This is a genomic window from Gordonia sp. NPDC003429, from assembly GCF_053588575.1.
Genome location: NZ_JBSFQF010000004.1, coordinates 129,357 through 155,781 on the forward strand (window position 1 = coordinate 129,357; position 26,425 = coordinate 155,781).

Sequence of the window (26,425 nt, forward strand, 5' to 3'; positions counted from 1 at the left end):
CCGCGAAGTTCGCCGGGGGTCATCGCGTGCTGCGCCGAATCATGGTGAGCGCGTTGTCCACCGCGGCACCGCCGGTGTCGTTGTTGAAATACACGTAGACGTCGTCGGTCCCGAACGTTTCGCCCAGACGCCCCGCCCAGGTGTCGATTGCGCGCACTCCGTAAGCGGTCGGTGGCGATGCACGACCGGAATGCATACGCAGATAACCGAAGTCGGCTGTTCGCCACAGCGGCGTCATGCTGCGGCCGTCGCGGTCGGCCCAGCACAACGCGGCGTTGTGCGCGGTCAGTACCGCACGCACGTCGTCGTTCCACCATGACGGGTGGCGAGGTTCGACCACCAGTCGCATCGCACCACCGAACGCGTCCAACGTCTCGGCGAGCGCGTCGGGACGGGCGTCGAGAGTCGGTGGTAGCTGCAGCAGTACCGGGCCGAGGCGGGTGCCGAGCGCGGTCGCGCGATCAACGAAGCGTTGCACCGGCTCTGCGGGGTCGGCGAGCCTGCGCACGTGGGTGAGGTAGCGGCTCATCTTGACCGTCATGACGAATCCGTCCGGCACCTCGTCGGCCCACCGCAGGAACGTCGACCGTTGCGGTAACCGATAGAACGTGTTGTTCACCTCGACGGTGGAGAACGTCTGCGCGTACCAGGCCAGCCACTGCCGTTGGGGCACGGTGGTGGGATAGAACCGCCCCCGCCAATCCTTGTATTGCCAGCCCGAGGTACCGATGTGCAGCATCGACACCGATGGTAGCGATCACGCCGGCTGCGATTGCGCGGCGAAACCGCTGCTTACGCCGGTTCGCGCATCACGCCGATGTGACGCACCTTGCCGGAGAGACCGGGAAGCTCCTTCGGGTTCCCCCAGTCGTACAGATTCGGGCTGTCGGAGTAGAGATACCTGTTGCTGGTGTAGGCGTCGAGGAAGAGCCGCCAGGAGCCGTTGGGCAACTGGATGACCGTGGGACCTTCGACGTAGGAGCCCCAGGGGCCCGGGGCGACGAACCGGTAGGGCCCGCCCAGGGACTGCGCCACGGCGTGTTCGATCACCTTCTTGGTCTCGTTCTTGGTGAACGCGTGGTAGGTCGATCCCTCCTTCACCACCATGGTGTCGATGTGGTCGGCACCGATCCCCGCGATCGGGACCGGCCAGCTCCACGCACGGAACGACGAATCGAGTGCGGTCATCAGGTACGGCACGAATCCGCCGCCGGTGGACATCGACAGGATGATGTGCACCCGGCCACCCTCGACGAACCACTCCGGCGCCCACGCCTTGGTGGTGAACGGCGAGAGCGACGGACCGTCGGACGAACCCGCCGACCCGAAGCCGGGAATGTCGACCGAACCCGTGCCCTTGCCGTCACCGGTGCCAGGCAGGAACGCACAGCAGAAGGGCACGGGATAGTTGTGCATGAAGGCCCAGTTCACGCGGTCGCGACTGCGCGCGAAACCGATGTTCGCACCGTCGACCGTCGTATAGGTGAGGTAGTAGAAGCCGTCCGTGCTCTTGAAGATGCTGGGGTCGCGCACCCGCCCCGACGGCGGCCGGTACGCCGACAGCTTCAGCGTTGAGAAGTCCGTCGCGTTGGACGACTGATAGACATCGAGGTCACGGTCGCTGATATTGCTGAACGCCACCATCGTGTACAGCCAGCCCCCCGGAGAGGCATCCGCCCTGCCGGGAAGGGAGACGAGCAGTCCCCCAATGACCAGCAGCACCACCGACAGCGCGCACAACGCGGTTCGCTTGGTTCGCATCACCAGGGCAGTATCGCCGACGCTGGCCACAACGCGCTTGTCGATGCACACTGGGCACCCAATCGTTACGGACGCTTCGTCAACTCCTCGGCGAGCATCACGATGATTCCGCTCGGACCGCGCACGTAGGTGAGACGGAAAATGTCCTGGTATGTCGCGACCCCGCGCAGCGGCCGGTATCCGTGTCGCGCGGCTGCGGCCAGCGCTGCATCGAGATCGTCGACCCGGAATGCGACGCGGTGCATGCCGATTTCGTTGGGCAGCGTCGGACTCGTCGCGATGGCGTCGGGATGGATGTACTCGAAGAGTTCCAGGCGCCCATGACCGTCGGGGGTCTGGAGCATCGCGATCCTGACATGGTTGCCGTCGAGTCCGACGGCGGTGTCGGCCCACTCCCCGCTGACCGTGTCACGTCCGATCACGGTGAGCCCGAGGTCGGTGAAGAACGCTACCGCCGCGTCCAGATCCTCGACGGCGATACCGACGTTCTCGAGGGCTATGTCCATGGGCTTCCACAGTAGACGGGAGACCTCATCCCCGGTCGCGAAGAGACATCCCGAAGTAGAATCCCGGGACGGCGCCGGCGACTTCGGCCCGGCCGTTCGATGGTGGGCGCGGCACCCACCGGAGAGGCGGAGTCATGCAGATCGGCTCGCCCACGTGGCGGCGCGTCGTCGATGTTCCCGATCGGCCCGAGTGGGTGAGCCGCTCACCGCGCTCCTACTGGTACTCAGTGGCTGGCATCAGTTTCGGCGCGTTGATGGTCCAACTCGACTCGAGCATCGTGACGCTGGCGCTACCGGCTCTGCAGCGATCCTTCGACGCCTCGTTGGCATCGGCGCAATGGGTATCGGTCGCATACGTGCTTGCCGTCGTCTCATTGGTGACGCCGTGTGCTCGACTCGGTGACGGGCTGGGCCGCAAATCCCTGTACATCTACGGTTACGCCATCTTCACCATCGGCTCACTGGCGTGCAGTATCGCGCCGAATCTGTTATCGCTCATCATTTTTCGTGTCGTTCAGGGCATCGGCGGGGCGGCGATAGCCGGTAACGCAATCGCCATGGTCACCGAGAGCATGCCCAAGGCCAAGTTGCGGGACGGGTTGGCGGTGCAGGCGTCGATGCAGGCACTCGGGTTGGCGTTGGGACCGCTCATCGGCGGCCTGCTGGTCGACGATTTCGGATGGCGTTCGATCTTCTGGGTCAATGTTCCCATCGGCGTGGCCGCACTGGCCTCGGCGTTCGTTCTGCTGCCGGCACCGAAGACCGACGACGGGACGTCGAGGCGACCGACGATGCCGCGATTCGACGGGCCCGGCACGATATTGCTCGCCGCGGCGGCTATCACCCTGATGTTGGGTCTGTCCGGGGTGTCGGGTCTCCCGATGAGTCTGCCGCTCGCGCTGGTGTTGCTGGTGGCGCCGTTGGCAATCGTGTCCGGATTCTGGGTTCGGGAAAACCACTACGACACACCGCTGATCGATCCGCGGTTGATCCGCACACCGCAGATCTCGATCGGTGTCGTAGGCGCACTGGTGAGTTACCTCTTGCTCATCGCGCCGATCGTTCTCGTTCCGCAGTTGCTGGTCCCGCTGGGACGTTCGGTCTCCTCGACCGGCGTCATCCTGTCGTCGATGCCTGCCGGTTTTCTGATCTCCACGGTGATCGGGACCACCGCGCTGCGCGGCGCCGGAACCAATGCGTCTCGCGCACTGCTGGGATGCGCGCTGATCGTCGGCTCGCTGATCACGATGGCATTGCATCCCATCGAAATCGGTTGGCTGGTGCCGTGTCTGGCGATCCTCGGGGTGGGCCTGGGAACTTTTGTGCCGGCCAACAACGCCGGCGTGATGGCCGCGGCGAACGCCGCGGGAACCGGAACGGCGGGATCGCTGATCGCCATCTTCCGCAACACCGGGGTGGCGACAGGCGTCGCGGTCATCACCCTCACACTGCACCTCGCCCAGCACGACAGCCGCCGCGATGCCTCCGACACGGGCGGGCTGAACCATGCCAACCTGGTGCGCGGCGCGGAGCTGTCGTGGTGGGTTCTCGTTGTGTTCGGGGTGGTGGCAGCAGCGGTGACGATCACGATCACCCTGTTGGGGCGCAACCGGTCCCGCAGCTGAGTAGGGGCGCTGTCCACCGCATCACCGAGGACGTCGATCCGCTACACGGTGAACCGGAAATCCACCACGCAGCGTCACCGATAAACGTCACGACGATGCCGAATGTCGATGCCCCGGATGACCACAACTTCCTCGTGGATCTCGTAGACAACCCGAAACTCGCCGCGCCCCGCCGACCAACGCCCATCCAACTCGGCGTGCAGGCGCTTGCCCACCAGTTGCGGGTTCTCGGCGAGTGGACCTCGGATGAACTCCCAACAAGCCGCGGCGACAGCCTCGGGGAGTTCCTCGGACAGACTTCGGAGAGCGCGACGAGTCAGTTCGACCCGGTAGCTCATGAATTGATGACGCCCTTCGCGCGGAGTTCAGCCTCCACCTCGTCGAGCGAGTAGACCCGACCAGCGGCGATATCGGCGTCCGATTGGCCAATGGCCTCCATCGATTCTCGATCACTCAGTATTTCGAGCGTCTCCATGAGCGAGTCGTAGTCGTCGGCACCGATCAGCACTGCAGCCCGACGTCCGTTCCTGGTGACCTCCACCCGCTGATGGGTGCGCATCGCCTCGTCCACCAACTTGGAAAGGTTGGCGCGTACGTCAGCGATCGGCAAGGTAGTCATGTACAGAATTCTAGCGTGAACCGTGAGGCGGGACGTCAGTCGTTCACCGGATCTGCGCCTGAATCTCGCGAATCGTCGACCCCAGCACCCCGCGCGTGAGCAGTCCGGGTCCGAGGGGACCGGAGGAATCACTGCCCAGCTCGGGAAGCCGCCGTAGCGCAGCGCGCTCGCCATCGGTCAGGTTCGCCAGTTGCCAAGTGATCTCGGCTCGCACTGCCTCGGGGTGATCTGGATGTGCAAGTTCCACGGCCTTGGTCGCGTATGCAGCCGCACCAAGAGCGTGAGCCCCCATATGCGCGACCCCGGAAGCCTGGGCAACCGCCCTCGCGGCCGCCGCGCCTTGCGGAGTGATCGCAGCACCCGCTGCTTTGACCGCAACCAACCTCTTCTTGATCTCCGACGCAGCGGTGCTCTCACCCTTGGCGTAGGCGCGCGTTCGCGCAACGGCATCCCTGATCAGTTCCTCAGAACCGGAATCGGCCTCGAACATGGGAAGTACCCGCTCCGCGCAGCAGATCGCCCAGCGTGCGAGAATGCGACGCTCGGGATCGCCCAGGGTTTGGATGGATGACACCGTGAGATCGTCTCACACTGATCGACGCCGCTTGCCGACCAAATACCGTTGTGGCCCAACACGTCTGAATTGCGGAGCTACACGTTGAACCGGAATTCCACAACACGACGGCGTCGATAAACGTCACGCGATTTCGGCGTCTACCCCGGCCTCTACGCTCGCCGCCCTTAACCGCTTGTCTCTCGTCCACAGCATCGCGCCATCGACGAGAAGCACCGAACCGAGCAGACGAGCATCGACCGGACTCAATCCGCGACCCCAGAGTCGCCGAGCCTCGACGAGGTGCAGCAACTCCACATGACTGAGAACGGGAAATCGGAAAAGATTGCCGAGCAGATCGATCACCACGTCCCGGTTCGCGATTGATCCCATCGCCAGTTCCTCGACCACCATTGGGTGACAACCGATCTCGTCTTCACCGAGGAGTGCGCTCAAACGTTCGTTCTCGGTATGCAGATGGTCGACCCAGACCGACGTATCAACAAGGATCATCCGACGGACGAACGGCGACGCGGAGCGGCAGTGGCGGCCGGATCGGTACCGCCGAGCGCAGCAAGGCGACGCGCACTCTCCACGCGGATCAACGCCTGCAACCCCTCGCGAATGAGCGCCGCTCTCTCATGAACACCGGTCAGCTCGGCCGCCTTCGCCAGAAGGTCGTCGTCAAGGGTTACCGTCGTGCGCATCCCGCATCTCCAATCGCATCAAACTATGTCGTCAATGATGCCTGGAATTCGACCGGATTGCACGACCGGTAACCGAACATCAGTCTTCCCCGACTGTGACCGAGTACCGGCGTTCTGTGCCGGCGGTGGCGCGGCCCCACTCACTGTCCAACACTCGCTGCTGGTGGAAGGTGAACGCCGCATCGTCGACAAATCTCTCGTCAACACGCCAGCCCAGCGGATCATCGGTCCGGTCGACTACAAAGGACAAACAACCCAACTCGGCTCGCGTCAGGTCGATGTGACGCGGTAGGAGCTATTCGACACAATCGGCCTCGTCGGCGTTCACACAGATCAGGTATCCCGAAAGCAGGATCTCGCCCGTCATGCGGACTCCAGAGGTGAGATCGCATCGAGTTGTTCACGCAGAGCTCGGCGCTCGATCCGCAACTCATAGTGCGACTGCAGGTTCATCCAGAACTCGGCGGACGTGCCGAAGTACTTGCTCAGGCGCACAGCCGTATCAGCCGTGATTCCCCGCTTGCCGTGCACGATCTCATTGATGCGCCGTGGCGGCACACCAATCGCAACAGCCAACTTGTTCTGCGTAATCCCGAAGCCCTCGATGAAATCCTCCATGAGAACCTCCCCGGGGTGAATCGGCTTGATCAGATCGCCGTCAGTGGTAGTCAACGAGTTCGACATCATCGGCACCTCCGTTTCTCCATGTGAAGCAGATTCGCCACTGGCCATTAACGCGAATACTGTGCTGCCCCAAGCGATCACCCACCAACCGCTCCAACCGATTGCCTGGCGGAATCCGCAGGTCCTCCACGCCCGCGGCTGCGTGGACCAGTTCCAGTTTCCGCAGTGCCGCACGCTGAAGAGCGCGGTCGACACCCTTGACGTACTGCTCATCCCAAATGCGTTCGGTGGTCTTGTCACCGAACGATCTGATCACCGGACCATAATATAACGAAGTACGTCAATAACGCTAGACGTTAAACCGGAACTCGACCACATCCCCGTCGGCCATGACGTAGTCCTTGCCCTCCATCCGCACCCTGCCGGCGGCTTTGGCGGCCTGCATCGAGCCGGCGGCGTCGAGGTCGTCGAACGAGACGATCTCGGCCTTGATGAAGCCCTTCTCGAAGTCGGTGTGGATCACGCCGGCAGCCTTGGGTGCGGTGTCCCCCTGGTGGATTGTCCACGCGCGCGACTCTTTCGGACCCGCGGTGAGGTAGGTCTGTAGGCCGAGGGTGTGGAATCCGGCGCGCGCGAGCGACCGCAGACCCGGCTCGTCCTGGCCGATCGAATCCAGCAACTCCTGCGCGTCCTCCTCATCGAGTTCGAGGAGTTCGCTTTCCACCTTGGCGTCGAGGAACACCGCGTCGGCCGGTGCCACCGCGGCCTTGAGTTCGGCCTTGCGTGCGTCGTCGGTCAGGATGGCCTCGTCGGCGTTGAAGACGTACAGGAATGGCTTGGCCGTCATCAGGTGCAACTCGCGGACCGAAGAGAGGTCGAACGAATCCTTTTGCGAGAACAGGGTTTTGCCGCTGTCGAGGATCTCCTGCGCTTTCTTGGCCGCCTCGAGGGTCTCGGCGAGATCCTTGTTCTTGCGCGCGTCCTTCTCCAAACGCGGGATCGCCTTCTCCAGCGTCTGCATGTCGGCGAGGATCAGTTCGGTCTCGATCACCTCGATGTCGGCGAGCGGGTCGACGCGGCCGTCGACGTGGACTACGTCGTCGTCGGCGAACACCCGGACCACCTGACAGATCGCGTCGGCCTCCCGGATGTTGGCGAGGAACTGGTTACCCATCCCCTCACCTTCCGACGCACCCTTCACGATGCCGGCGATGTCGACGAACGACACCGTCGCCGGCAGGATTCGCTCGCTGCCGAAGATCTCCGCGAGCCGACCCAGGCGCGCGTCGGGAAGTTCGACGACGCCGATGTTGGGTTCGATGGTCGCGAACGGATAGTTGGCGGCCAGCACGTCGTTGCGTGTCAACGCATTGAACAGGGTGGACTTGCCGACGTTGGGTAGCCCGACGATTCCGAGGGTGAGACTCACGGGCGTCGAGTCTATCGGGCCGAAAGCGCCGTCCCGAGGGCGGTCATGAGCTCGACCCCGTGTCCGCAGCGTCCGGCGCGCCTGTATCCGATCCTGGATCGTCGGGCACGCCGATGTTCTCGGTCACGTCCTCACCATGAGGTGGCAGCTCTTCCCCCGACCGGACGGCAATCTGTTCATTGACGTAGCGCAGCACCACCGCGAGCGTCGCGGCCGCGGGCACGGCGAGGAATGCGCCGATAATGCCGAACATGGACCCGCCGAGGGTCACCGACAGCAGCACGATCACCGCGTGCAGGTTCATCGACTTGGCCTGCAGCCACGGCTGCAGAACGTTTCCCTCCAACTGCTGCACCGCGATGATGATCGCCAGCACGATCAGCGCGGTGGTGAGGCCGTTGGAGACCAGCGCGATGAGCACCGCAAGCGCGCCGGCCACAAACGCACCGACGATCGGGATGAACCCACCCAGGAAGGTGATCACCACCAGCACACCGGCCAACGGGACCCGCAGGATGAACAGCCCCGCACCGATGAAGGTGGCGTCGACGAGGCTGACGATCGCCTGGGTTCGGATGAACCCGCCGAGACTGTTCCACATCCGCAGCAACACCTCGCCGACATGGGTTGCCGAGGGCTCACCGAGTGTGCGGCGCAACCACGGAATGAACTTGGGCCCGTCCTTGAGGAAGAAGAACACCAGCACGAGCAGCGTGAAGATGGTGACGAGCACCGACGTCGCCGTCCCGAGTCCGGTGAACACACCCGACGCGATGGTCGACGCGCTGGACTGCAGCTTCTGGGTGATCGCGTGTACCGCGTTGTCGATCTGCTCGTCACGGAGGTTCAGGGGCGGCCCCTGCACCCATTTCTGCAGTTCGCGGAGCCCGTCGGCGGCCCGCGCGGCGAGCGCCGGTACCTGGCGAACGATCGACGGCACGATCAGGGCGATCACCGCCGCGATCACGCCGATCCCGACGAGCATCATCACCAGCGCCGCGGCCGCCGGCGGTGCGCCGTGGTTGCGCATCCACCGTGCGGGCGGCCACATGACGGTACAGACGATGATGGCGAGCAGCACCGGAAGCAGGATCACCCAGAGCTTGCCCAGCACCCAGAACAACGCCCACAGCGCCACCACCAGGATCACGCCTTGCAGCGCCACCTTCGAGGTGGCCTGCAATCCGGACAGGAAGACATGCAGGCGAGTGGGATAGGTGCGGCCAGGGGACGCTGGATCGGTCTCGTCCGAGACCCCGGAACCCGACGTATCAGTCACCCGACGATCCTCACACACGGCATCGTCGTGTGGGAGTGGTGTCGGCCCGTTCGATCGTGCCGGTCAGGCCTCGGGGTCGGTTCCGGTGGCGCGCCGCCGGAACGTCCGCTTGAGCACACGCAAGAGCGCGTTGATGGCCTCGATCTCGGCCACCATCGGCGACAGCAACGCGGCATCCGACGGTGTAGCGGGTTCCGGCGGTGTCGCGGGTTCCGGCGTGGGGCGGTTGAGGGTCGCGGTGTTGCCCTGGGTCTCGTCGCGATCGATGGACTCGCGTGGTCCGGGACGGGACCTGGGCGCCGCGGGGCTGTGCGACGGCGGATGGTGGGAATGCCGGGCGACCGGATCGTCGGCGACGGCGTGTTCGATGGTCTCGGGGCCGTACAGTCCCATCATGATGTCCAACGCCCACGCCGGATAGTCCGCCAGTGGGAGCTCTCGGTTCCGACCTCGTTGTCGGTCACCGCCGAACGGTGTGCTCATAGCGCTCATGGTGCCAGGAGTGTGTGGTCTCCGTCACCATTACTCCTCTCAAACTCAATTTTAATCCGGTGTCCGATTCCCGCCAGAATCGCCCCTGTACGGCATGCCACAGTGAAAGAGTGAACGCCACGACCACCGTGACCGGTGACCTCGATTTCGATCGCTGCTACCGCGCCCTGCAGGCACGCGACACGCGATTCGACGGGCAGTTCTTCGTCACCGTTCACACCACCGGCATCTACTGCCGTCCGTCGTGTCCGGCGCAGACCCCACGTCCGCAGAACGTCTCCTTCGTTCTCACCGCGGCAGCCGCGCAGACCCGCGGATTCCGCGCCTGCCGACGCTGTGCACCCGACGCCGTGCCCGGGTCGCCGCGCTGGAATGTGAACGCCGACCTGGCGTCACGTGCGATGCGTCTGATCGAGGACGGGGTGATCGATCGGACCGGAGTGGACGGCCTGGCCACCCGGATGGGCTATTCGTCGCGCCACCTCACCCGTGTCATGACCGCAGAGCTGGGAGCCGGACCACTGGCCATCGCCCGTGCCCATCGAGCGACCAACGCGCGCATCCTGATCCAGTGCACCGCGATGCCGATGGCCGACATCGCGTTCGCAGCAGGATTCGCCAGCGTGCGGCAGTTCAATGACACGATCAAAGAGGTATTCGGCCTCACGCCCACCGGACTGCGGGCCCTACGCCTCCCCAGCTCCGGAAGCGCCCGGGGTGCCGCGCACCCCGTTTCCCCACGCGACGGGGTGTCGCTGCGACTGCCCGTGCGCGAGCCGTTCGATCCCGCGTGGCCGGCCCTGATTCTGCGCGCGCACGCCATACCCGGCGTCGAGGAATTCTCCGGCGACCCGAACGGCACCTGGTGCTACCGGCGGGTGCTCTCGCTGCCGCACGGACCGGCGCTGGTCGAGATCTCACCCGGATCGAACGCCGCGCGAGGTCGGGCCCACGTCGCAGTCGGTGTGCGCCATCTCGACATGCGAGATCTCGGCACGGCGGTGAACCGGGTGCGACGACTACTCGATCTGGATGCCGACGCGGCCGCCGCCGCCGAGGCGCTGCGCGCCGACCCCACACTGTCGCCGCTGATCATCGCGCACCCGGGAACGAGGCTCGTGGGTTGCGTCGACCCTGCCGAAGCGCTCATCCGCACCATGATCGGTCAGCAGATCAGCGTGCAGGCCGCCCGCCATCACCTCGGTGGACTGGTCGCCGCCCTGGGCGCGGACACGGCGTGGCCGGGCGGGTGGCGCGCATTTCCCACTCCCGACGCCATCGCGGCCGGGGGCCACGGGGCTCTGCGTGGCCCGGCGCGCCGCGTGCAGGCCGTCGTGTGCGCTGCCGGAGCACTCGCCGAGGGAACGGTGGAACCACATGCGGGGGTCGCCGCGTCAGACTTGCGTGCCCGACTACTGACCCTTCCGGGGGTCGGTGACTGGACGGCCGACTACGTGACGATGCAGGTGACCGGCGATCCCGACATCCTGCTCGGGCGCGATCTGGTGATCCGGCATGCGGCTGCCGATCTCGGTGTGGACCTCACCGCGACCGGTTCCTGGGCACCTTGGCGGTCCTACGCGTCGATGCACCTGTGGCGTCATCGACTCGCCCGCCACCCCCTACCCACCCCCGACAACCTGCGAGGAGACTCCTGATGACCATCACCGACCCCGACACCCGCACCGATGCCCCGACCGGCGACGCCGCGGCGTACACCTCGGTCTCGACACCCAACGGCACCTTCACGGTGATCGCCGACGGCACGGGCGTCGTCCTGGCGTCCGGGTGGACCGATGATCCCGACTATCTGCTCGCGCTCGTCCATCGGGCCATCCGGCCCGAACGCGCGATTCGTAGTGGGCAACTCACCGCGATCACCGACGCGGTGTCGGCGTACTACGCGGGCGAGGTGTCGGCCGTCGACGCGATCACGGTGCGACAGCGGTCGGGACCGTTTCTCGAGCGGGCGTGGCAGACCCTGCGCACCGTGGTCCCCGGCGAGCCGGTCAGCTACGCCGACCTGGCCGCCCGCACCGGCGAACCGACGGCGGTGCGCGCCGCCGGCGCCACCTGTGCCCGCAACGCCGCGGCACTGTTCGTGCCCTGTCATCGTGTGCTACGGGGCGACGGCAAGCTGGGTGGGTTCCGGTACGGCCTGCCCACCAAGCAGTGGTTGTTGGCCCACGAGGCGGCGGTACGGGCCGCCGCCTGACCCGCTGTCGGGTCGGCATCGTCCGGCGTTGATCGTCCGACGTTGTCGGTGCCGGGGTGCACCATCGGGGCATGCTCCTCACCGTGTGCGCACTGATCGCCGGACTCGTGCTCGGCGTTGTCATCGGATGGCTTGCGAACGCCTCGCGGTCGGCCGCCGCCGTGTCGGCGGCCCGCGCCGACGCCGCGGCGGTCCGTGCCTCGCAGGAACTCGCGGCGCGGTCACTGTCGTCGGCGTCCGAGGACGCCGCCCGCAGGCAGTCCACCGCGATCGGCAGTCACGTCACCCACATCGTGGAACCACTGCGCGCGGTGCTCGGCCAGCTGTCGGACGAGTTGCGACGTGTGGAGCACAACCGCATCAGCGCCTACTCGAGCCTGACCGAACAGGTCCGGGGCATGCAGACCGCGTCGGTACGCCTCGGCGATCAGACGCAGGCGCTCGCGAATGCGCTGCACACCCCGCACGTCCGTGGCCGCTGGGGCGAGTTGCAACTCGAGCGGGTGGTCGAGCTCGCCGGTATGACCAAACACTGCGACTTCAGCACCCAGGTGTCGGCGCACTCGGACCTGACCGGGGACGTGCGTCCCGACCTGGTGGTGCACCTGGCCGGCGGTCGTAGCATCGTCGTCGACGCCAAGGTGCCCCTGCACGCCTACCTCGACGCCACCGAATCCACGGATCCGGCCGCGGCTGATGCGCTCCTCGCCGATCACGCCCGGGCGCTGCGCACCCACATCGCGACGCTGTCGGGCAAGTCATATTGGACCGCCTTCGACGACGCGCCCGAATTCGTGGTGCTCTTCGTTCCGGGCGACGCCGTGCTGGAGGCCGCTGCGCGCGCCGATCCGGGATTGATCGAGTTCGCATTCGCGCAGAACGTGGTGGTGTGCACCCCCACCAGCCTGATCGCCCTGCTCCGCACGGTCGCACTCGGCTGGCGTCACGACGCGATGACCGCCGATGCCGCGGTCATCCATCAACTCGGCGTCGAACTCTTCCACCGGCTCGAATCGGTGCTCGCCCACCTCGACCGTGTCGGCGGATCGTTGCGCCGGGCCGTCGAGGCCTACAACTCCACCATCGGAGTCATCGACACCCGGGTCGGTGTCACGGCACGGCGACTCGCCTCGCTCGACGCGCTCGGCGACCTGGCCGAGCCCGCAGTCCCCGACATGATCGACGCCACCGTACGGGTAGCCGCGCGAGCGGGCACATACCCCGAAACCCGTGAATCGGGCACCACGACGCCCGTCGATACCACCGCACACCCAACATCGGCGAGCGGTTGACGGGAATCCGCGCGATAACCGGTACCGTCTACATGTGCCCTTTCCCCAGCGAAGCCGGTCGGCGGTGCCCCTCGATCAACAGTCGGTGCTCCCGTCGGTGCGTGGCCTCCCCTGGTGGGGCGCGGTACTGGTCGCAGCGGGAGTCACCGCTGTGGGTGCCGCGATCGATGCCAACGCGAACGACACCCTCGGCGCGGTGTTCAACTTCTGCTATCTGCTCGGCTGCGTCGTGGCCGCTCTCGCGGTGCGTCGGCGCGCCCTGTTCACCGCGGCGGCACAGCCCCCGCTGATCGCCTTCGGCGTAGGCATGATCACCCTGTACGGACTCAACGCCGATGAGGCGTCCGGACTCAAGAGCCTGGTGTTCAAGGTGCTGCTACCGATCGCCAACGACTTCCCATGGATGGCGTTGACGTTCGTGGTGACATTGATGCTGGTACTGGCGCGCTGGTTCATTACCCGTGACAAGGGCGACGCCCCGACCGAACGTCCTCGTGGCGGAGGCTCGCGACCCTCGGCGAGATCGAAAGCGGCCACTGGCGACGACGCGCGACCCGACACAAGTGCGCCCGACCGCGAACGCAAGCCGCGGCCGGCCCGTAGCGATAATGCCGCCGTCGCCCGTGCGGAGTCCGCGGACAGCCGAACCGGAGGGACACGGCGCCGGGAAACCCCGCGCCGGGACACCCAGCGCAGTGAGATGCCGCGTCGTGAGGCACAACGTCGTGAGGCCCAACAGCCCGATCCTCAGCGCGGTGAGATCCAGCGCCGGGAGAAGCAGCGCGGGGGTGAGACCCGACGCCGGGAGGCCCAGCGCAGGGAGGCAACCGGCGCAGCAGCGACATCGTCGACGGCCACCGCGTCGCCGGGCACCCGCTCGCGGTCGACCGCGGGTGAGGTCCAGCGCCGACGTGCCGGTGAGGAACTCGGCGACCCCGCAGATGCGGTGACGACCACCATCCCGGCCGCCACAGCGGTACGCGAAAGTGCCCCCGCGGCCGATCGGTCCTCTGCCACACGCGCCGCCAGGCGTCCCGTCTCCGCGGCGGCCGACCTCGCCACCTACGAATCCGCAGCGCGTGAGGGGACGGCATCAGCGAGTTATCCGTCCACCCGTTCGCGTAATCAGCGCTGAGTCACCACTCTGCAGGCGCGCATCTTCCTGACTACCTGCGGCCGGCGATCCAGTCCCCCAGTTGCCGCGCTGCGCCGTCGACCAGCGTGGGCCAATCCAGGGCCTGTTCGTCGGCCCGATCGCTGACCACCTTCACCAGACGGCAGGCGACGCCGAACTCCGCGGCCACGTGGGCGATCGCACATCCCTCCATGTCCACCAGGTCGGCGGTCGTGGCCAACTCGGCGCGCCGAACTGGATCCGCGACGAAGGTGTCCCCGGATGCGAGGACCGAGCCGTCGCCGTCGGGCAGTTCCCAGCGGTCGATCACGGGATAACCCATGGCGCGCAGTTCCGTGGCGCTGATGTCGTGTTCCACCACCACCGAGGGCAGAAACAGCCCCCCATGGTGATCGTGCAGCGCGCCGGCGGTACCGATGTTGATCACCCTCCGGATCGGCGCTCCGTGCACCACACTGAGCGCTCTGGTCAGCGCGGTCGACGCACGTACCTTGCCGATACCGGTGATCAGCAGCCGCGCACCCGACGGCACGTATCGCGCCTCGGCGTGCGTCGCGGACACGATCAGCGTTGTCGGATCGAGTTCATCGCCGCGGATGAACGGGTAGCCATCCATGCCTGACATGATCGCGCGGGCAACTCAGCCCATCAGCGCCAGGGTGGCCCGTGCCGCATCCCCGAGTGCCACGCCATAGCCGGGACCATGCCGTACTGCGTGTACCGCAAGGGGATGCATCTGGTGCAGCGGGACACGGGCTTCGACACCTTCGACGAGTGGCGAGGCGTCGCGATAGCCGGCGATGATGTGCGCGAGCTGCGGACAGCCGAACAATTGCAGCATCGCCAAATCGGTTTCGCGGTGCCCGCCGTGGGCAGCCGGATCGATCAGCACCACCCCGTCCGGGGTCCACATCACGTTTCCGCTCCACAGATCCCCGTGCAACCGGCTCGGCGAGGCCCCGTCGTCGAACGCACCATCGGCGATGAACTCACAGGCACGCCTCGCAGCAGCCTCGTCGTCGGGCGACAGGTTCCCGGCGGCCACGGCACGATCGACGTAGGGAAGCACGCGTTCGTTCGCATAGAACTCGCCCCAGCGGTCGTGGGTGCGCGTACTGAGCGGAAGCACGCCGATGAACTGCTTTCCGGTGTAACCGTTTGGGGGCGAACCGAACTCGGGCGCGCCCGCATCATGCATCCGGGCCAGACGAACTCCGAACTCGCGAGCCGATTCGGGGTCGGGCGCACGAGTCATAAGTCGCTGCAATTCGATTCGCTGCGGGCTCACCGACACCACCTCCACCACCGGTGCCCCCGCCTCACCGAGCCAGCGCAACGACGCCGCTTCGGCCGCGAAGAGGTCCGGATCGGCACCGGACTGTCGCTTGACGAAGGTGTCGGTCACCCTCTGTCGGACCCGATCTCGGTGGCGACCGTATCCCCGGCGTCGGTCCGCGATGTGAGCCCGGCCACGCGACCCAGGTAGTCGAAGCGGTCGTTGGCGATCCTCATCACGATCTCGTAGGGCCAGGCGAACTTCCGTGCCCACCAGTAGGCGAATCGGGTGTCGAACGAGGTGTAGACCATGTACCGGTTCTTGCGCACCCCGTCGAGGATCGCCGCGGCAGCCTTCTCCGGGGTCACCGAAATGCGGTGGAAGTTCGCGATTTGCGAGGCCACCCTCGGATCGTCGCGGTCCACGCCGACGATGTCGACGGTGTTGACCAGCGGCGTGGCCACCGCACCGGGGCACACCAGCGACACCCCGATGTGGTGGCGGCGCAGGTCGAACCGCAGCACCTCCGACACCCCGCGGATGCCGAACTTGCTGGCGCTGTAGGCCGAGTGCCACGGGAGGGCCAGCAGCCCCGCCGCCGACGACACGTTCACCAGATGTCCGCCGTGTCCGCGGCGGATCATCTGCGGCACAAACGATTCGATGATGTGGATCGGGCCCATCAGGTTGACGTCGACCATGGTGCGCCAGTGCTTGTGCTGCAGATTTTCGACGGTGCCCCACACCGAGACACCGGCCACGTTCATCACCACGTCCATGACGCCGACCTCGGCGTCGACCTGACGCGCGAACGCCGACACCCACTCGAAGTCCGACACGTCACCGGCGAGATGGAACAGCACGCTGCCCCCGTCGGCGGTGATGTCGGCGGCCACTGCGTCGAGTGGTTCGGCATGCAGGTCGGTGAGCACCAATTCGGCGCCTTGGGCCGCCGCCGCCACGGCGGTCGCCCGTCCGATCCCGCTGGCCGCGCCGGTGATGAGCACCTTGCGTCCGCGCAGCGTCGGCACCGGCGTGTCCATCACGAACAGATCCTTGATCCCCATGCCACGACCTTAGCCGCGCGGGCTGCGTCGCACGTCACACCGGCGCGCCCGCGCATCGGGCTCACCCGATCGGGAGTTTGCCGCCGAACAGGCCGTAGATCACGTTGAGCATCGCGCCGAGCACCTGGGCGGACACGTCGGGCCCCTGTGAGAGCAGTAGCGAGGCGATCTGCTGCGGGTCCTTGGATTTGAGGAGCTGCTCGACAAACGGGATCACTATGGACAAGCCGTTGTCATCGGAGCCGGCGGTGCCCGGCGTGGTGGCCGTGCCCGGCGAGGTGGCCGTGCCCGGTGCGGACGTGCCCGGTGAGGTGGTCGGCGCCGCCCCCGGGTGCACGTAGTTCAGGATTCCATTCGTCACGGCCATCGCGTACTTGAGCTGACCGTCGCGGCCGGCCAGCGCCGCCGCCTCCTGCGGGTTGGACAGATTGCCCATCTCGATGAACACCGCGGGAATCGTGGTGAGGTTGACCGCCGCGATATCCGACCGCGTCTGAATGCCCTGATCGGCGCCTGCATAGTTGGCGGGCGGGAAACCCGCCTTGACGAAGGCGTCACGCATGATGGTCGACGCCTTGCGTCCTTCCCCGGACTGCACGCGGTTGACGGTGGGATCGGGGATCGGCAGTGCGGGCACGATCATGTGGAAGCCCTTTTTCGTATTGTCGGCTCCGTTGACCGTGGAATCGGCGTGCAGGCTCACCGCCACCGCGGCGCCCGAACGACTCGCGGCCGCGGCGCGCTCGTCGACACAACCGCCCCAGCCGGTGTCGTCGGGACGGCTCAGAACCACGCGCGCGCCCTGACTTTCCAGGCCCGCTTTCACCAGCTCGCTGATCTGCCAGGTGACGGTGTGTTCCTTCGCGCCGTTGACCCCGGTTGCCCCGGTGGTCTGGCAGTCCTTCTTGCCACCCCGACCGTCGGGGACCTGCTTGGCGAGGTCGTGCCCGGCCGATCCGCCCTGGTGACCCGGGTCCAGGAAGATCGTCTTGCCCAGCAATGCCGTGCCCCCGGCTGGGGGTGCGGGGGCGGCCGCTGCAGGCGCGGCGCCCCCGGTCACCGCGGACACGGACCCGATGGCGGCCACGAACGCAACGGTCGCGGCACCGAGGCGCCACCCGGTGCGCCGGAAACGGCGATGTCGTTTCTGGATCATCCTGGTTTGGACGCCGGTCGCATCACTTCGCGACGACGCCGCACTCCTTCCCGCACGCAACACTGGTCACAACAGTCACAGCTTTAACAGCTAAGCAGCCCTGTGCGCAATGCGGAAATCGGTGACCTCGTACGACGGGATTTCGTTAGACAGCTGTGACGTCACCGACATCGCGAGGTTGTCGCGATGCCGCGTGCGTGCGTCACCCCTGCGGAAGATGCCGCGTGATGTGCAGGATGCCGTGTTCGTCGGCGGCGGTCGCCTCCGTCGCGATCACGGCATCGAGAGCCCCACGAGCGGCCGCGGTGTCCATGTCCACACCGATGAGGACCACGTCGGTATGCGGCGGCGCCGTGCCCCGGGGCTCCCGGTGCACGCGCACGAATCCGCCCACACCATGCACGCTGAAGCGTCCCCGAGATCCCGGCAGGTCGAACCACACGACTCCCTTGATCCGGTAGCAACCGGCCGGTGGCCGTTGCAGCAGCTCCGCGAGCCGGCGCGGATCGGCGGCCGCGTCGGTGGACAGTTCCACAGACTGATACCGCTCGTGCAGGTGCCGGTGATCGTCGTCGACCGCCCAGTCGTGGTCATGGGGATCGCTGTCGTGGTGATCGGTGTCGTGGTCGTCGGCCATGAGTTCGTCGAGGGTCAGTTGCCGCGGCCCGGTGTCGGCGGCCTCGGGCGAATCGACTCGGTCGAACAGGACGTCCGGATCGATCGCGGCATCGTTGACCGTCAGCACCGGTGCCGTCGGATTGATCTCGCCGACAACAGATTTCACGTCGCGCAGGGTCACCTCGTCGACGAGGTCGCGTTTGTTGATCACCACGAGATCCGCGACGGCCACGTGTCCGTCGATCTCCGGATGCCGTCGGCGCATCGTGCCGAACTGTGCGGCATCCACCAGGTACACGAGTCCGCCGTAGTGCATCCTCGGGTGGCGCGCCGACGAGATCATCCGGATCAGGGCCTTGGGTTCGGCGATCCCGCTGGCCTCGATCACCACGGCATCGAGGCCGGCCGACGGCCGCAGCAAGGCGCTGAGCGCTGAGTCGAGCCCGTCGCGGTCGACCGCGCAGCACATACAGCCGTTGGCGAGGCTGGTCGCACCGTCGACCTGCCCGGCGATCAGCAGCGCGTCGACGTTGACCGATCCGAAGTCATTGACGAGCACTCCCAGCCGTGCCCGTCCCGAACGGCCGCCGACCCGCAGCAGGTGATTGAGCAGCGTGGTCTTACCGGCGCCGAGGAACCCCGCGATCACCACCACGGGAATCGACGACCGCCTCATGCGGACTCGACGGCCACCGCGGCGAGACAATCGGGACAGATCACCGCCAGCGCTCGACCCAGGGCGTCGGGATAGTTGGCGACATTGCTGGTCGGTTGCCCGCACTCGGCGCACCGTCCCACCACGGCAGCGTGGTCGGAGAAGTCCGTGGACATGCGCTTGTCGAAGACGTACAGCGATCCTTCCCACAGTCCGTCGTCGCCGAAGCGTTCGCCGTAGCGGACGATACCGCCGTCGAGTTGGTACACCTCCCGGAATCCGCGTCGGCGCATCAGCATGCTCAGCACCTCGCAGCGCACGCCTCCGGTGCAGTACGTCACCACCGGCCGGTCCTTCAGATCGTCGAAGGCCCCACTGTCGAGCAGCGGCAGAAAATCGCGCGTCGAGGTCACCTCGGGAGTGATGGCGCCGGCGAAGCGCCCGATGTCGGCCTCGACACGGTTTCGCCCGTCGAAGAAGGCCACCTCGTCGCCGCGCTCCTCGACGAGACGGTGCAGGTCGTCGGGGGTGAGACGCGTTCCTCCGCCCACCACCCCGTCCGCGGTCACCTCGATCTCGTCGGGCGCCCCGAATGTGACGATCTCACTGCGTACCCGGACCGACAGGCGTGGAAAGTCGTTGCCGGTGCCGTCGGACCATTTGATGTCGGCGTCGCGGAACGCGGGATATCCGCGGGTAGCCCTGACGTACCGTTTCACCTGACGGATGTCCCCGCCGACGGTGCTGTTGATTCCGTGTCGTGACACGATGATCCTGCCCCGCAGCCCCAGGGACTCGCATAAGGTCTGCTGCCACAGCCGGATGGCTTCCGGGTCAGGCAGCGGCGCAAAGACGTAGAACAGCGCGATCTTGGGGGTCGACACACATGCAAGGGTACGGACCACGACGAACGCGGTTTCTCGCCGTCCCGGCGCTGGTCGGACTCGTGGTGATCGGTGTCGGAGTGGCCGGATGCGGTTTGTCCACCGACACCCGCCCGTCGACCATCGTGGTGCCCCCCACCGACGTTCTGTCCACCGAATCACAGATCTCGACCACCTCGGCGACGGCAGCACTCGAGAGTGAGACACCGACCGCATTGCCGAGTTGGACGATCGGGCGGGTTATCGCGATGGCTCCGCGGGCGGCCAATTCACGCTATCGGCAGGGTTCGACGTCACCGGGATCACCGGTACAGCAGACTTCCGGATATCACTTCTCCACGCCCGACCGCACGGTCAATTGCTCGACGGTCGACGACGACCGCAACACCCTTGCGTGCCGGATGGAAAACATCGAAACCCGCGCGAAGCGCCCGTCCACGCTACCGAGTTCCTGTGATTGGTCTGAGAACACAGTGGTGCTCGACTCCGCCGGATCCCGTCAAGGTGCCTGCACCAGCGAACACCCCGTGCTCTATCGAAGCGCGATCGTCGACTATGGAGACACCATTTCCGTCGGTCGATTCTCCTGCCTCGTACAAACGGTCGGTTTGTATTGTCTCGAGTCTCGTTCACGCGCCGGATTCTCGCTCACTGCAACAGGTTACGCCCCGCTCCGCGCGTCCGATCGCGCTCCCGGGGCGCTGGTGGGGCCGTCGACCGCCGACCTCGGGCCGACGCTCGACACCCGGGAGAACATTCCGGAACCCGGAGAAACCACCACTCCGACACGGTGAATTCACCATTTTCTGATGTACGACAAAGATCACACTGCCGAGTCTCGGATTCACAAAGTCACATAACGCTTACGGAAGCGTGACCGGCGCGCCGGGACACCGCTCTTTCCCATTGGTTTATGACCCGTGTATAAATGGGAAGACGCACAAACTGTCGATTTGGCAACCGCCGATTGATGCGAGACAGTTCTTGCGCACAACAAAAGAACACCACAAGAGGTATCGGGAGAGATTCGTGGCCAAGAAAGAAATCGTCCAGGTAGTCGATGACATCGACGGTAAGGTTCTCGACAACTACGAAACGGTCCGCTGGAGCCTCGACGGAAAGAGCTACGAGTTCGATACGTCGTCGAAGCACGCCCAGCAATTTCGTGACGCCCTCGCGAAATACGTCACAGTGTCGCGGTCGGGCGGATCACGCACAGCCAAGCGCACCGCGACCAACGGCGGCGCCCGCAGCAAGGAACAGACCCAGGCAATCCGCAAGTGGGCCACCAAGAACGGGTACGAGGTCAGCGATCGCGGGCGAATCCCGCTGACCGTCCTCGAGGCGTTCGAAGCCGCACACTGACGCGCCGCGGCCTTCCACGGCCGCTTCACTCGTCTTCTGCCCGATCAGGTTCGCCGCGTCCTGCTGCCTGGTCGGGCAGAGTGCTGTTCGGACGACCACGGAAGCGAAGGTCACCAACTCCGCAGCCGACGCGGGGTGACGCGCACCAGAACCGAATACGACTCGAGGAAGCCGTCCGGGGTGAGTCCGATCTCAGGGATCGCGTCGGCGTACTTCGCGAGGTAGGCCGAGACCTCCTCCTGTGCGGGACCAACCTCGTCGACGAGTCCGTCACCCACGAACACCGCGACATCACCGCCACCGGGACTCGAATTGAAGTGCATCGACACGGTGGGCTGCGACGAAATGTTGCGTAGTTTCGCCTTGGCCGGCTGACTGAAGATCACGAACCGATCGTCATGCCACAGGAACCACACCGGTGTGGCGATCGGAGCGCGGTGAACGTCGACGGTGGTGAGCCAGATGACCTGCTCGTGGTCGAGTCGCTGCGCCACGCGATCCGGAATGTTGAGGCGAGTCATGCATCAAGGCTAGCCCCGGGAAGAGTCGAACGGATTTGGTTCCATTCCGGACCATGGTGTAGTTTCGCGAGTGCGCTTCGGAGTGATCCGAGGGCACACAACAGCACACGGGGCTATGGCGCAGCTGGTAGCGCACCACACTGGCAGTGTGGGGGTCAGGGGTTCGAGTCCCCTTAGCTCCACAAGCAGAAACCCCCTCCGACCTGCGTCGGAGGGGGTTCCTCATTGTCGGGGCAGACTCCGGAGGTCGCGGGTTAATAGGCTCTTCCTGATTGACGGTGCGTCGTCGAGGGGGCCGCGGTTCGGTGGGTTCATTGCCCGGAACCGGCCGCGTGTCGCGTTCGGCGACGGGCCGCGACCACTGCGCCGATACCGATGGCCACGGCGGCGAACATGACCAGGGTCGAACTGACCGCTGCGGGCAGCCCCGAAGCGGCGTCGGTGGCCGACGTCAGATTGAAGGCCGTATGCCACAGCGCGACGATCAGCACGCTGTGCCCGGCTCCGGCGTACATCCAGGCCAACACCACCGAGCCCGCGGTCAGGCCGATCAACCAGCCGATCGTCCCGCCGACACCGAAATCCCGGAACGACGCCACCACCCAGAACATCGGCAGATGCCACAGCGCCCAGGGCACGGCAACGAGGAGACCGGTCGTCGCGGCCCCGAACCGGTTCAGCAACCCCTCGGCGAGGTAGCCGCGCCAGCCGGTCTCCTCGCCGAAGCCGTTCACGATCACCACGTAGACCAGCATCACGACGATGGGCACCGTGCCGACACCCGAGTACGAGGCGAAGTCGGCTGCCGAGGGGGCGGCGGAATCCGACAGCCAGGCAGCCGGGTAGGCGAGCAATGCGCACGCGACCGTCGCGATGATCAGCGCGTACCACCACCACGCGACACGCCAGCGAGTCATCCGAGACCACAACCCGCGCAACCCATCTCGCCCTTCGGTCGCCGCCACCACCACCACCGCGGCGAACGCCGGGCCGAGCAGGCCGGGCAGGTGCGTGGGCCACCCCTGACCCGGTCTCGTGATCGCGCCGTCGAGCGCCAACGGAATCCACCACGACCACGAGAACGCGCAGGCGAGCAACCAGTAGGCGACGAGTCGTCGCCAGTGCACCACCCCACTGCGGATTGTCGCCGACTCTGCTGCTGCTGCCATACCTCTACTGTGGCGCAGATCCCCCGCGATCCGACAGTGGCGTTCGGCATCAGTACCTCCACCGATGAGAAGCCCGCTCTGACCTCGGTCGGAGCGGGCTTCTTCGTGTCGAAGCGACCGGGATGACTGCCCGGCCGGTGGTCACGCTGTATCTGGGTGGTGTTGGAGAATCTGGATGCTGTAGCACCCAGGTTCTCCGGCCCGACCCACGTCTGTCGGCGATCAGCGATATGCGCTATACGGCGTGGTTCACCAGCCGGCTTTTGAGATTCCGGGAAGTTCGCCGCGGTGCGCGAGCTCCCGGAAGCGCACCCTCGAGACGCCCGCCTTGCCGATGAACCCACGTGGGCGGCCGTCGATGGCGTCCCGATTGCGGATGCGCACCGGACTTGCATCGCGCGGAAGCGCCCGCAGCGCCCGATGGGCCTCTGCGCGTACGGCGTCGGTGGCGCCGGTGCGTGCGAATTGCTTGAGCTCGGCGCGCCGCTGCGCGTACCGTGCCACCGTCTCGCGGCGCCGTTGGTTGCGAATGATCGCAGACTCCTTGGCCATCAGCGTTCCTCCTTGAAATCGACATGGCGGTGGACGACGGGATCGTACTTGCGCAACACCATGCGGTCGGGATCGTTGCGTCGGTTCTTCCGCGTGACGTATGTGTAACCCGTCCCGGCGGTGGACTTGAGCTTGATGATGGGGCGTAAAACGTTGTGCGCCATCAGATCTTCTCCCCGCGCCGCATGTCGGCGATCACAGCATCGATCCCGTGGCGATCGATGGTCTTGATGCCCTTCGCACTGACCCACAAGGTGAGCGAACGCCCTTCGGCGACAGAGTAATACCGCCTACGCTGTACGTTCGGGTTCCACCGTCGCGACGTCCGTTTGTGCGAGTGCGATACCTGTTTGCCGAACCCCGGCGTTCGCCCGGTGACTTGACAACGTGCCGACACAATCCCTCCTCCCATATGCGCGAACGCACATGACTAATGACAACGATTCGCAATAATGCGCTGACAACTGTAGCGTGGGCGTTCTATAAATGACAATCGTTACCAATACGAGAGGGGTCCGGTGAAGGACACACGAACGCCGATGATCATGGTCTGCGGGCTCGACGCCGGCGCGGTCGATCGTGCGGCAACATCGCTCGTGGTGGCCGGGACCGCACTCGTGCATCACGATCTGAAGCGACTGGCCGACGGCGTCATCACGCGCACCGTGCGCACGGTCGACCTCGAGGGCGTGGAGTGCCTCGGCGTCACCGACCTGACACTCGCGCACGGATGCGTCAGTTGCACGATGCGCGAAGACCTGCTGCCACTGCTACGCCGACTGCATCGGCGCAGCAACGTGACCACGATCGTCCTGGCACTCGATCCGATCATGGAACCCGAGGCCGTGAGCGACGCCGTCACGGGCGTGATCGTCGCAGGCGTCCCCGGTTACATCGATGCTCCGGCCGGGCACGACGTCACCATCCACGCCACCATCACCTGCGTCGACGAGTCGACGTGGCTGGCCGATGCCACCGGCGACGTACCCCTGTCGGAGGCGCGGCAGGGAGTGGTCGACGACGAACGAACACTGGCCCAGATCGCCGTGGGCCAGGTGGCCTTTGCCGACGGTCTCGTGATGACCGCGTGCGCACCGGAGGATCGCGACGTGTGGGGAGCGGCACGCCTGATGGCCGTGCTGGCACGCCTCGCGCCGGGCGCACCGACGATGATGCCCACACCGACACGGCCGATGACCCCGCTCATGGCGGCCCGCCTGCTCGCCGCCATCGGCCCTACGGCGCGGCGCGGGCGGATCGACATGCCGCACGATCCCCTGCTACGCGGCACGCCCCCGCTCGAGGCCGAGTGCGGCGTGCAACTCGTGGAGTTTCACTCCGACAGGCCTTTTCACCCTGAACGGCTGCACGACGCCATCGACGCACTGCTCGACGGCGTGGTCAGTTCCCGGGGACGCCTGTGGCTGGCCACCCAACCCGACGACGCGTTGTGGCTGGAATCGGCGGGCGGCGGTCTACAGGTGTGCTTGGGCGGCCCGTGGCTGGCCGCGATGACCGACGAGGAACGGACTTTCGAGCCGGACGAGCGGCTCGCGATGGCCGCCCTGCGCTGGGACGAGACCTTCGGCGACCGCCACTCGTCGGATCGTTGCGCTCGCACACAACGCCGACCCCGACCACATCCTCGAAGCACTGCGCCGCGCATGCCTGACCGATGCGGAAATGGCTCTGGGACAACAACTATGGCTCGCCTACCCAGACCCGTTCGGACACTCCCACACCGACCCGTGCGACGACGCCGCCGAAAACTCGCCGGCGTCGTCGGCACAGCCATCCCACGGAACCGACAACAGACAGGAACGATCATGAGGCCAGGCATCCACCCCGACTACCACCCGGTGGTGTTCCGCGACGCGTCCACCGGCGACGAATTCCTCACCCGTTCGACCGCGACGTCGTCGGAGACCGTGGTGTTCACCGACGGACACACCTACCCGCTCGTCATCGCCGACGTGACCGACAAGTCGCATCCGTTCTGGACCGGCAACCGCCGACTCGTCGATGCCGAAGGCCGGGTGGAACGGTTCCGACGCCGCTACGGCATGCGCTGAAACAGGAGACCGACCGACATGAAAGTACGTAACTCCCTCCGGTCGCTGAAGAACAAACCGGGCGCACAGGTGGTGCGACGCCGTGGACGGCTGTTCGTCATCAACAAGAAGGACCCGCGATACAAGGGTCGACAAGGCTGAGGGCCCGACTCCCCCGGAGCCTCAGCTCTTGGAGAATTTGCTCTTGAGTGCGGCGACGCGCTCCTCGCGCTTCTCCTTGCGCTCGGCCTTGCGTTCCTTGCGCATCGACTCGCGGGCGGCGTCGGCTGCCGCCTCGGCGGCCGCCTCCTGGGTTTCGAGTTCTGCGATGACGTCGTCGAGGGGGCGTCGGACGATCGTGCCGTTGTACTTGGACACGAGCGCGTCGAGGGGTGCGGTGTCGGCCTCGTCGGTCTGCGCGAGAAGCGCATTCCCGCCGGCCGGGATCGAACGCCCGAATTCGGTGATCGCATCGTCGTGGTCGTCGGACCTGCCGGCATCGACCACCGCACCACCGGCGGCGCCGAGACCGAAGCCGAGGAGCACACCGAGCGGACCACCGAGCAGGCCGACGAGCATACCGATCAACGAGCCGCCGACAACGGCATCCCCAGCTTCCACATCGCCGCCCTCGGTCACCGTCAGATGGCCCGCGTCGTCACGCTCGACGATCGCGGCGGAAACGAACTCTGCGGACACCTCCGAATTGGTGATGGAGTTGTAGACCTCGTAAGCCGTCGACTTCTCCGGAAAACTGATTGCCGCAACATAATCGGTCATGCTTGTCCCTTCGCCCTGCACGCGACGCACCCCCGCCACGCCGACTTCGGACCCCCACCACTTTCGACACTAGCGCAAGTGTGAGACCCAGATG

General features: G+C 66.1%; 35 protein-coding genes, 1 tRNA gene and 1 pseudogene. 11 read left to right on the forward strand and 26 right to left on the reverse strand.

Annotation, left to right across the window (positions count from 1 at the left end; all coding sequences use genetic code 11):
• Window positions 1–19: 19 nt before the first annotated feature.
• From ACWDSI_RS07190 to ACWDSI_RS07200, 3 genes are all read right to left on the reverse strand, one after another.
• Window positions 20–739 carry a DUF72 domain-containing protein gene (locus ACWDSI_RS07190; RefSeq protein WP_449756101.1) on the reverse strand — a complete coding sequence of 240 codons (720 nt, stop codon included), beginning with the start codon at window positions 737–739 and terminating at the stop codon, window positions 20–22.
• Between the two features lie 53 nt (window positions 740–792).
• On the reverse strand, window positions 793–1,761 hold the full coding sequence (locus ACWDSI_RS07195) for an arabinofuranosidase (protein ID WP_449756212.1): 969 nt from the start codon (window positions 1,759–1,761) through the stop codon (window positions 793–795).
• Window positions 1,762–1,826: 65 nt separating this feature from the next.
• Window positions 1,827–2,267 carry a VOC family protein gene (locus tag ACWDSI_RS07200; protein ID WP_449745233.1) on the reverse strand — a complete coding sequence of 147 codons (441 nt, stop codon included), beginning with the start codon at window positions 2,265–2,267 and terminating at the stop codon, window positions 1,827–1,829.
• A 134-nt stretch (window positions 2,268–2,401) separates the two neighbouring features.
• On the opposite strand from ACWDSI_RS07200, the gene ACWDSI_RS07205 reads away from it, so the two are divergent.
• A complete protein-coding gene (locus ACWDSI_RS07205) occupies window positions 2,402–3,892 on the forward strand; it encodes an MFS transporter (protein WP_449756102.1) in 1,491 nt (496 codons plus the stop codon).
• A 74-nt stretch (window positions 3,893–3,966) separates the two neighbouring features.
• Here the strand turns inward: ACWDSI_RS07205 and ACWDSI_RS07210 are convergent, their stop codons facing one another.
• The 11 genes from ACWDSI_RS07210 to ACWDSI_RS07260 form a co-directional block, all read right to left on the reverse strand.
• A complete protein-coding gene (locus ACWDSI_RS07210) occupies window positions 3,967–4,230 on the reverse strand; it encodes a type II toxin-antitoxin system RelE family toxin (RefSeq protein ID WP_449756103.1) in 264 nt (87 codons plus the stop codon).
• Entirely contained in the window at window positions 4,227–4,511 is a 285-nt protein-coding gene (locus tag ACWDSI_RS07215; protein ID WP_449756104.1) for a type II toxin-antitoxin system Phd/YefM family antitoxin, read from the reverse strand. Before ACWDSI_RS07215 ends, ACWDSI_RS07210 begins: the two co-directional genes overlap by 4 nt.
• A 43-nt stretch (window positions 4,512–4,554) precedes the next feature.
• Window positions 4,555–5,085, reverse strand: coding sequence for a putative immunity protein (locus ACWDSI_RS07220; protein ID WP_449756105.1), 531 nt, complete (start codon window positions 5,083–5,085; stop codon window positions 4,555–4,557).
• A gap of 123 nt (window positions 5,086–5,208) precedes the next feature.
• Window positions 5,209–5,577 carry a type II toxin-antitoxin system VapC family toxin gene (locus tag ACWDSI_RS07225; protein ID WP_449756106.1) on the reverse strand — a complete coding sequence of 123 codons (369 nt, stop codon included), beginning with the start codon at window positions 5,575–5,577 and terminating at the stop codon, window positions 5,209–5,211.
• Window positions 5,574–5,771, reverse strand: coding sequence for a type II toxin-antitoxin system VapB family antitoxin (locus ACWDSI_RS07230; protein WP_449745240.1), 198 nt, complete (start codon window positions 5,769–5,771; stop codon window positions 5,574–5,576). Before ACWDSI_RS07230 ends, ACWDSI_RS07225 begins: the two co-directional genes overlap by 4 nt.
• 79 nt (window positions 5,772–5,850) lie before the next feature.
• Window positions 5,851–6,030, reverse strand: a complete 180-nt coding sequence (locus tag ACWDSI_RS07235; protein ID WP_449756107.1) for a hypothetical protein — start codon at window positions 6,028–6,030, stop codon at window positions 5,851–5,853.
• Between the two features lie 104 nt (window positions 6,031–6,134).
• Window positions 6,135–6,455, reverse strand: a complete 321-nt coding sequence (locus ACWDSI_RS07240) for a HigA family addiction module antitoxin (RefSeq protein ID WP_449756108.1) — start codon at window positions 6,453–6,455, stop codon at window positions 6,135–6,137.
• Complete coding sequence (locus ACWDSI_RS07245) at window positions 6,430–6,711, reverse strand: type II toxin-antitoxin system RelE/ParE family toxin (RefSeq protein WP_449756109.1); 282 nt, start codon at window positions 6,709–6,711, stop codon at window positions 6,430–6,432. Before ACWDSI_RS07245 ends, ACWDSI_RS07240 begins: the two co-directional genes overlap by 26 nt.
• Window positions 6,712–6,744: 33 nt before the next feature.
• On the reverse strand, window positions 6,745–7,824 hold the full coding sequence (gene ychF, locus ACWDSI_RS07250) for a redox-regulated ATPase YchF (protein ID WP_449756110.1): 1,080 nt from the start codon (window positions 7,822–7,824) through the stop codon (window positions 6,745–6,747).
• A 43-nt stretch (window positions 7,825–7,867) separates the two neighbouring features.
• On the reverse strand, window positions 7,868–9,103 hold the full coding sequence (locus tag ACWDSI_RS07255; protein WP_449756111.1) for an AI-2E family transporter: 1,236 nt from the start codon (window positions 9,101–9,103) through the stop codon (window positions 7,868–7,870).
• 63 nt (window positions 9,104–9,166) lie between these two features.
• A complete protein-coding gene (locus ACWDSI_RS07260) occupies window positions 9,167–9,586 on the reverse strand; it encodes a hypothetical protein (RefSeq protein ID WP_449756112.1) in 420 nt (139 codons plus the stop codon).
• Window positions 9,587–9,705: 119 nt separating this feature from the next.
• On the opposite strand from ACWDSI_RS07260, the gene ACWDSI_RS07265 reads away from it, so the two are divergent.
• From ACWDSI_RS07265 to ACWDSI_RS07280, 4 genes are all read left to right on the forward strand, one after another.
• The gene (locus ACWDSI_RS07265; RefSeq protein WP_449756113.1) at window positions 9,706–11,253 is read left to right on the forward strand and encodes an Ada metal-binding domain-containing protein; all 1,548 of its coding nucleotides are present in this window, start codon (window positions 9,706–9,708) and stop codon (window positions 11,251–11,253) included.
• Window positions 11,253–11,810, forward strand: coding sequence for a methylated-DNA--[protein]-cysteine S-methyltransferase (locus tag ACWDSI_RS07270; protein ID WP_449756114.1), 558 nt, complete (start codon window positions 11,253–11,255; stop codon window positions 11,808–11,810). Before ACWDSI_RS07265 ends, ACWDSI_RS07270 begins: the two co-directional genes overlap by 1 nt.
• A 71-nt stretch (window positions 11,811–11,881) precedes the next feature.
• A complete protein-coding gene (locus tag ACWDSI_RS07275) occupies window positions 11,882–13,102 on the forward strand; it encodes a DNA recombination protein RmuC (RefSeq protein WP_449756115.1) in 1,221 nt (406 codons plus the stop codon).
• Window positions 13,103–13,166: 64 nt separating this feature from the next.
• Complete coding sequence (locus ACWDSI_RS07280; protein WP_449756213.1) at window positions 13,167–14,237, forward strand: DUF6542 domain-containing protein; 1,071 nt, start codon at window positions 13,167–13,169, stop codon at window positions 14,235–14,237.
• Window positions 14,238–14,268: 31 nt separating this feature from the next.
• Here the strand turns inward: ACWDSI_RS07280 and ACWDSI_RS07285 are convergent, their stop codons facing one another.
• From ACWDSI_RS07285 to trhO, 6 genes are all read right to left on the reverse strand, one after another.
• Complete coding sequence (locus ACWDSI_RS07285) at window positions 14,269–14,853, reverse strand: nucleosidase (protein ID WP_449756116.1); 585 nt, start codon at window positions 14,851–14,853, stop codon at window positions 14,269–14,271.
• Between the two features lie 24 nt (window positions 14,854–14,877).
• The gene (locus ACWDSI_RS07290) at window positions 14,878–15,642 is read right to left on the reverse strand and encodes a fructosamine kinase family protein (protein ID WP_449756117.1); all 765 of its coding nucleotides are present in this window, start codon (window positions 15,640–15,642) and stop codon (window positions 14,878–14,880) included.
• Entirely contained in the window at window positions 15,639–16,580 is a 942-nt protein-coding gene (locus ACWDSI_RS07295; RefSeq protein WP_449756118.1) for an SDR family oxidoreductase, read from the reverse strand. Before ACWDSI_RS07295 ends, ACWDSI_RS07290 begins: the two co-directional genes overlap by 4 nt.
• 61 nt (window positions 16,581–16,641) lie before the next feature.
• Window positions 16,642–17,736, reverse strand: coding sequence for an N-acetylmuramoyl-L-alanine amidase (locus ACWDSI_RS07300; RefSeq protein ID WP_449756119.1), 1,095 nt, complete (start codon window positions 17,734–17,736; stop codon window positions 16,642–16,644).
• 202 nt (window positions 17,737–17,938) lie between these two features.
• A complete protein-coding gene (locus tag ACWDSI_RS07305) occupies window positions 17,939–19,030 on the reverse strand; it encodes a CobW family GTP-binding protein (RefSeq protein WP_449756120.1) in 1,092 nt (363 codons plus the stop codon).
• Window positions 19,027–19,893 (reverse strand): oxygen-dependent tRNA uridine(34) hydroxylase TrhO, encoded by an 867-nt coding sequence (trhO, locus tag ACWDSI_RS07310; protein ID WP_449756121.1) that lies wholly within the window; start codon window positions 19,891–19,893, stop codon window positions 19,027–19,029. The genes ACWDSI_RS07305 and trhO overlap by 4 nt, the downstream gene beginning before the upstream one ends.
• A gap of 2 nt (window positions 19,894–19,895) precedes the next feature.
• On the opposite strand from trhO, the gene ACWDSI_RS07315 reads away from it, so the two are divergent.
• Window positions 19,896–20,687 carry a hypothetical protein gene (locus tag ACWDSI_RS07315; RefSeq protein ID WP_449756122.1) on the forward strand — a complete coding sequence of 264 codons (792 nt, stop codon included), beginning with the start codon at window positions 19,896–19,898 and terminating at the stop codon, window positions 20,685–20,687.
• 235 nt (window positions 20,688–20,922) lie between these two features.
• The gene (locus ACWDSI_RS07320; protein ID WP_449745256.1) at window positions 20,923–21,258 is read left to right on the forward strand and encodes a histone-like nucleoid-structuring protein Lsr2; all 336 of its coding nucleotides are present in this window, start codon (window positions 20,923–20,925) and stop codon (window positions 21,256–21,258) included.
• Window positions 21,259–21,368: 110 nt separating this feature from the next.
• Here the strand turns inward: ACWDSI_RS07320 and ACWDSI_RS07325 are convergent, their stop codons facing one another.
• A complete protein-coding gene (locus ACWDSI_RS07325) occupies window positions 21,369–21,779 on the reverse strand; it encodes a TIGR03667 family PPOX class F420-dependent oxidoreductase (RefSeq protein WP_449756123.1) in 411 nt (136 codons plus the stop codon).
• A gap of 109 nt (window positions 21,780–21,888) precedes the next feature.
• Here ACWDSI_RS07325 and ACWDSI_RS07330 point away from each other — a divergent pair.
• Window positions 21,889–21,961 (forward strand) — tRNA-Ala (locus tag ACWDSI_RS07330).
• A 129-nt stretch (window positions 21,962–22,090) separates the two neighbouring features.
• Here ACWDSI_RS07330 and ACWDSI_RS07335 read toward each other — a convergent pair.
• From ACWDSI_RS07335 to rpmB, 4 genes are all read right to left on the reverse strand, one after another.
• Window positions 22,091–22,948 (reverse strand): CPBP family glutamic-type intramembrane protease, encoded by an 858-nt coding sequence (locus ACWDSI_RS07335; RefSeq protein ID WP_449756124.1) that lies wholly within the window; start codon window positions 22,946–22,948, stop codon window positions 22,091–22,093.
• 249 nt (window positions 22,949–23,197) lie between these two features.
• Complete coding sequence (gene rpsN, locus ACWDSI_RS07340; protein ID WP_449756125.1) at window positions 23,198–23,500, reverse strand: 30S ribosomal protein S14; 303 nt, start codon at window positions 23,498–23,500, stop codon at window positions 23,198–23,200.
• Window positions 23,500–23,664, reverse strand: coding sequence for a 50S ribosomal protein L33 (rpmG, locus tag ACWDSI_RS07345; RefSeq protein ID WP_449756126.1), 165 nt, complete (start codon window positions 23,662–23,664; stop codon window positions 23,500–23,502). Before rpmG ends, rpsN begins: the two co-directional genes overlap by 1 nt.
• Window positions 23,664–23,897 (reverse strand): 50S ribosomal protein L28, encoded by a 234-nt coding sequence (rpmB, locus tag ACWDSI_RS07350; protein WP_449756127.1) that lies wholly within the window; start codon window positions 23,895–23,897, stop codon window positions 23,664–23,666. The genes rpmG and rpmB overlap by 1 nt, the downstream gene beginning before the upstream one ends.
• A 142-nt stretch (window positions 23,898–24,039) precedes the next feature.
• Between rpmB and mrf the strand changes: the two are divergent.
• From mrf to ykgO, 3 genes and pseudogenes are all read left to right on the forward strand, one after another.
• A pseudogene (gene mrf / locus ACWDSI_RS07355) lies at window positions 24,040–25,330 on the forward strand (ribosome hibernation factor-recruiting GTPase MRF).
• A complete protein-coding gene (locus tag ACWDSI_RS07360; RefSeq protein WP_449756128.1) occupies window positions 25,327–25,572 on the forward strand; it encodes a type B 50S ribosomal protein L31 in 246 nt (81 codons plus the stop codon). The pseudogene mrf and the gene ACWDSI_RS07360 overlap by 4 nt, the downstream one beginning before the upstream one ends.
• Before the next feature lie 18 nt (window positions 25,573–25,590).
• Window positions 25,591–25,713, forward strand: a complete 123-nt coding sequence (ykgO, locus tag ACWDSI_RS07365; protein ID WP_082946557.1) for a type B 50S ribosomal protein L36 — start codon at window positions 25,591–25,593, stop codon at window positions 25,711–25,713.
• Window positions 25,714–25,734: 21 nt separating this feature from the next.
• Here the strand turns inward: ykgO and ACWDSI_RS07370 are convergent, their stop codons facing one another.
• Window positions 25,735–26,331: a DUF1269 domain-containing protein gene (locus ACWDSI_RS07370; RefSeq protein ID WP_449745265.1), complete on the reverse strand. Its 597-nt coding sequence runs from the start codon at window positions 26,329–26,331 to the stop codon at window positions 25,735–25,737.
• Between the last annotated feature and the right edge of the window lie 94 nt (window positions 26,332–26,425).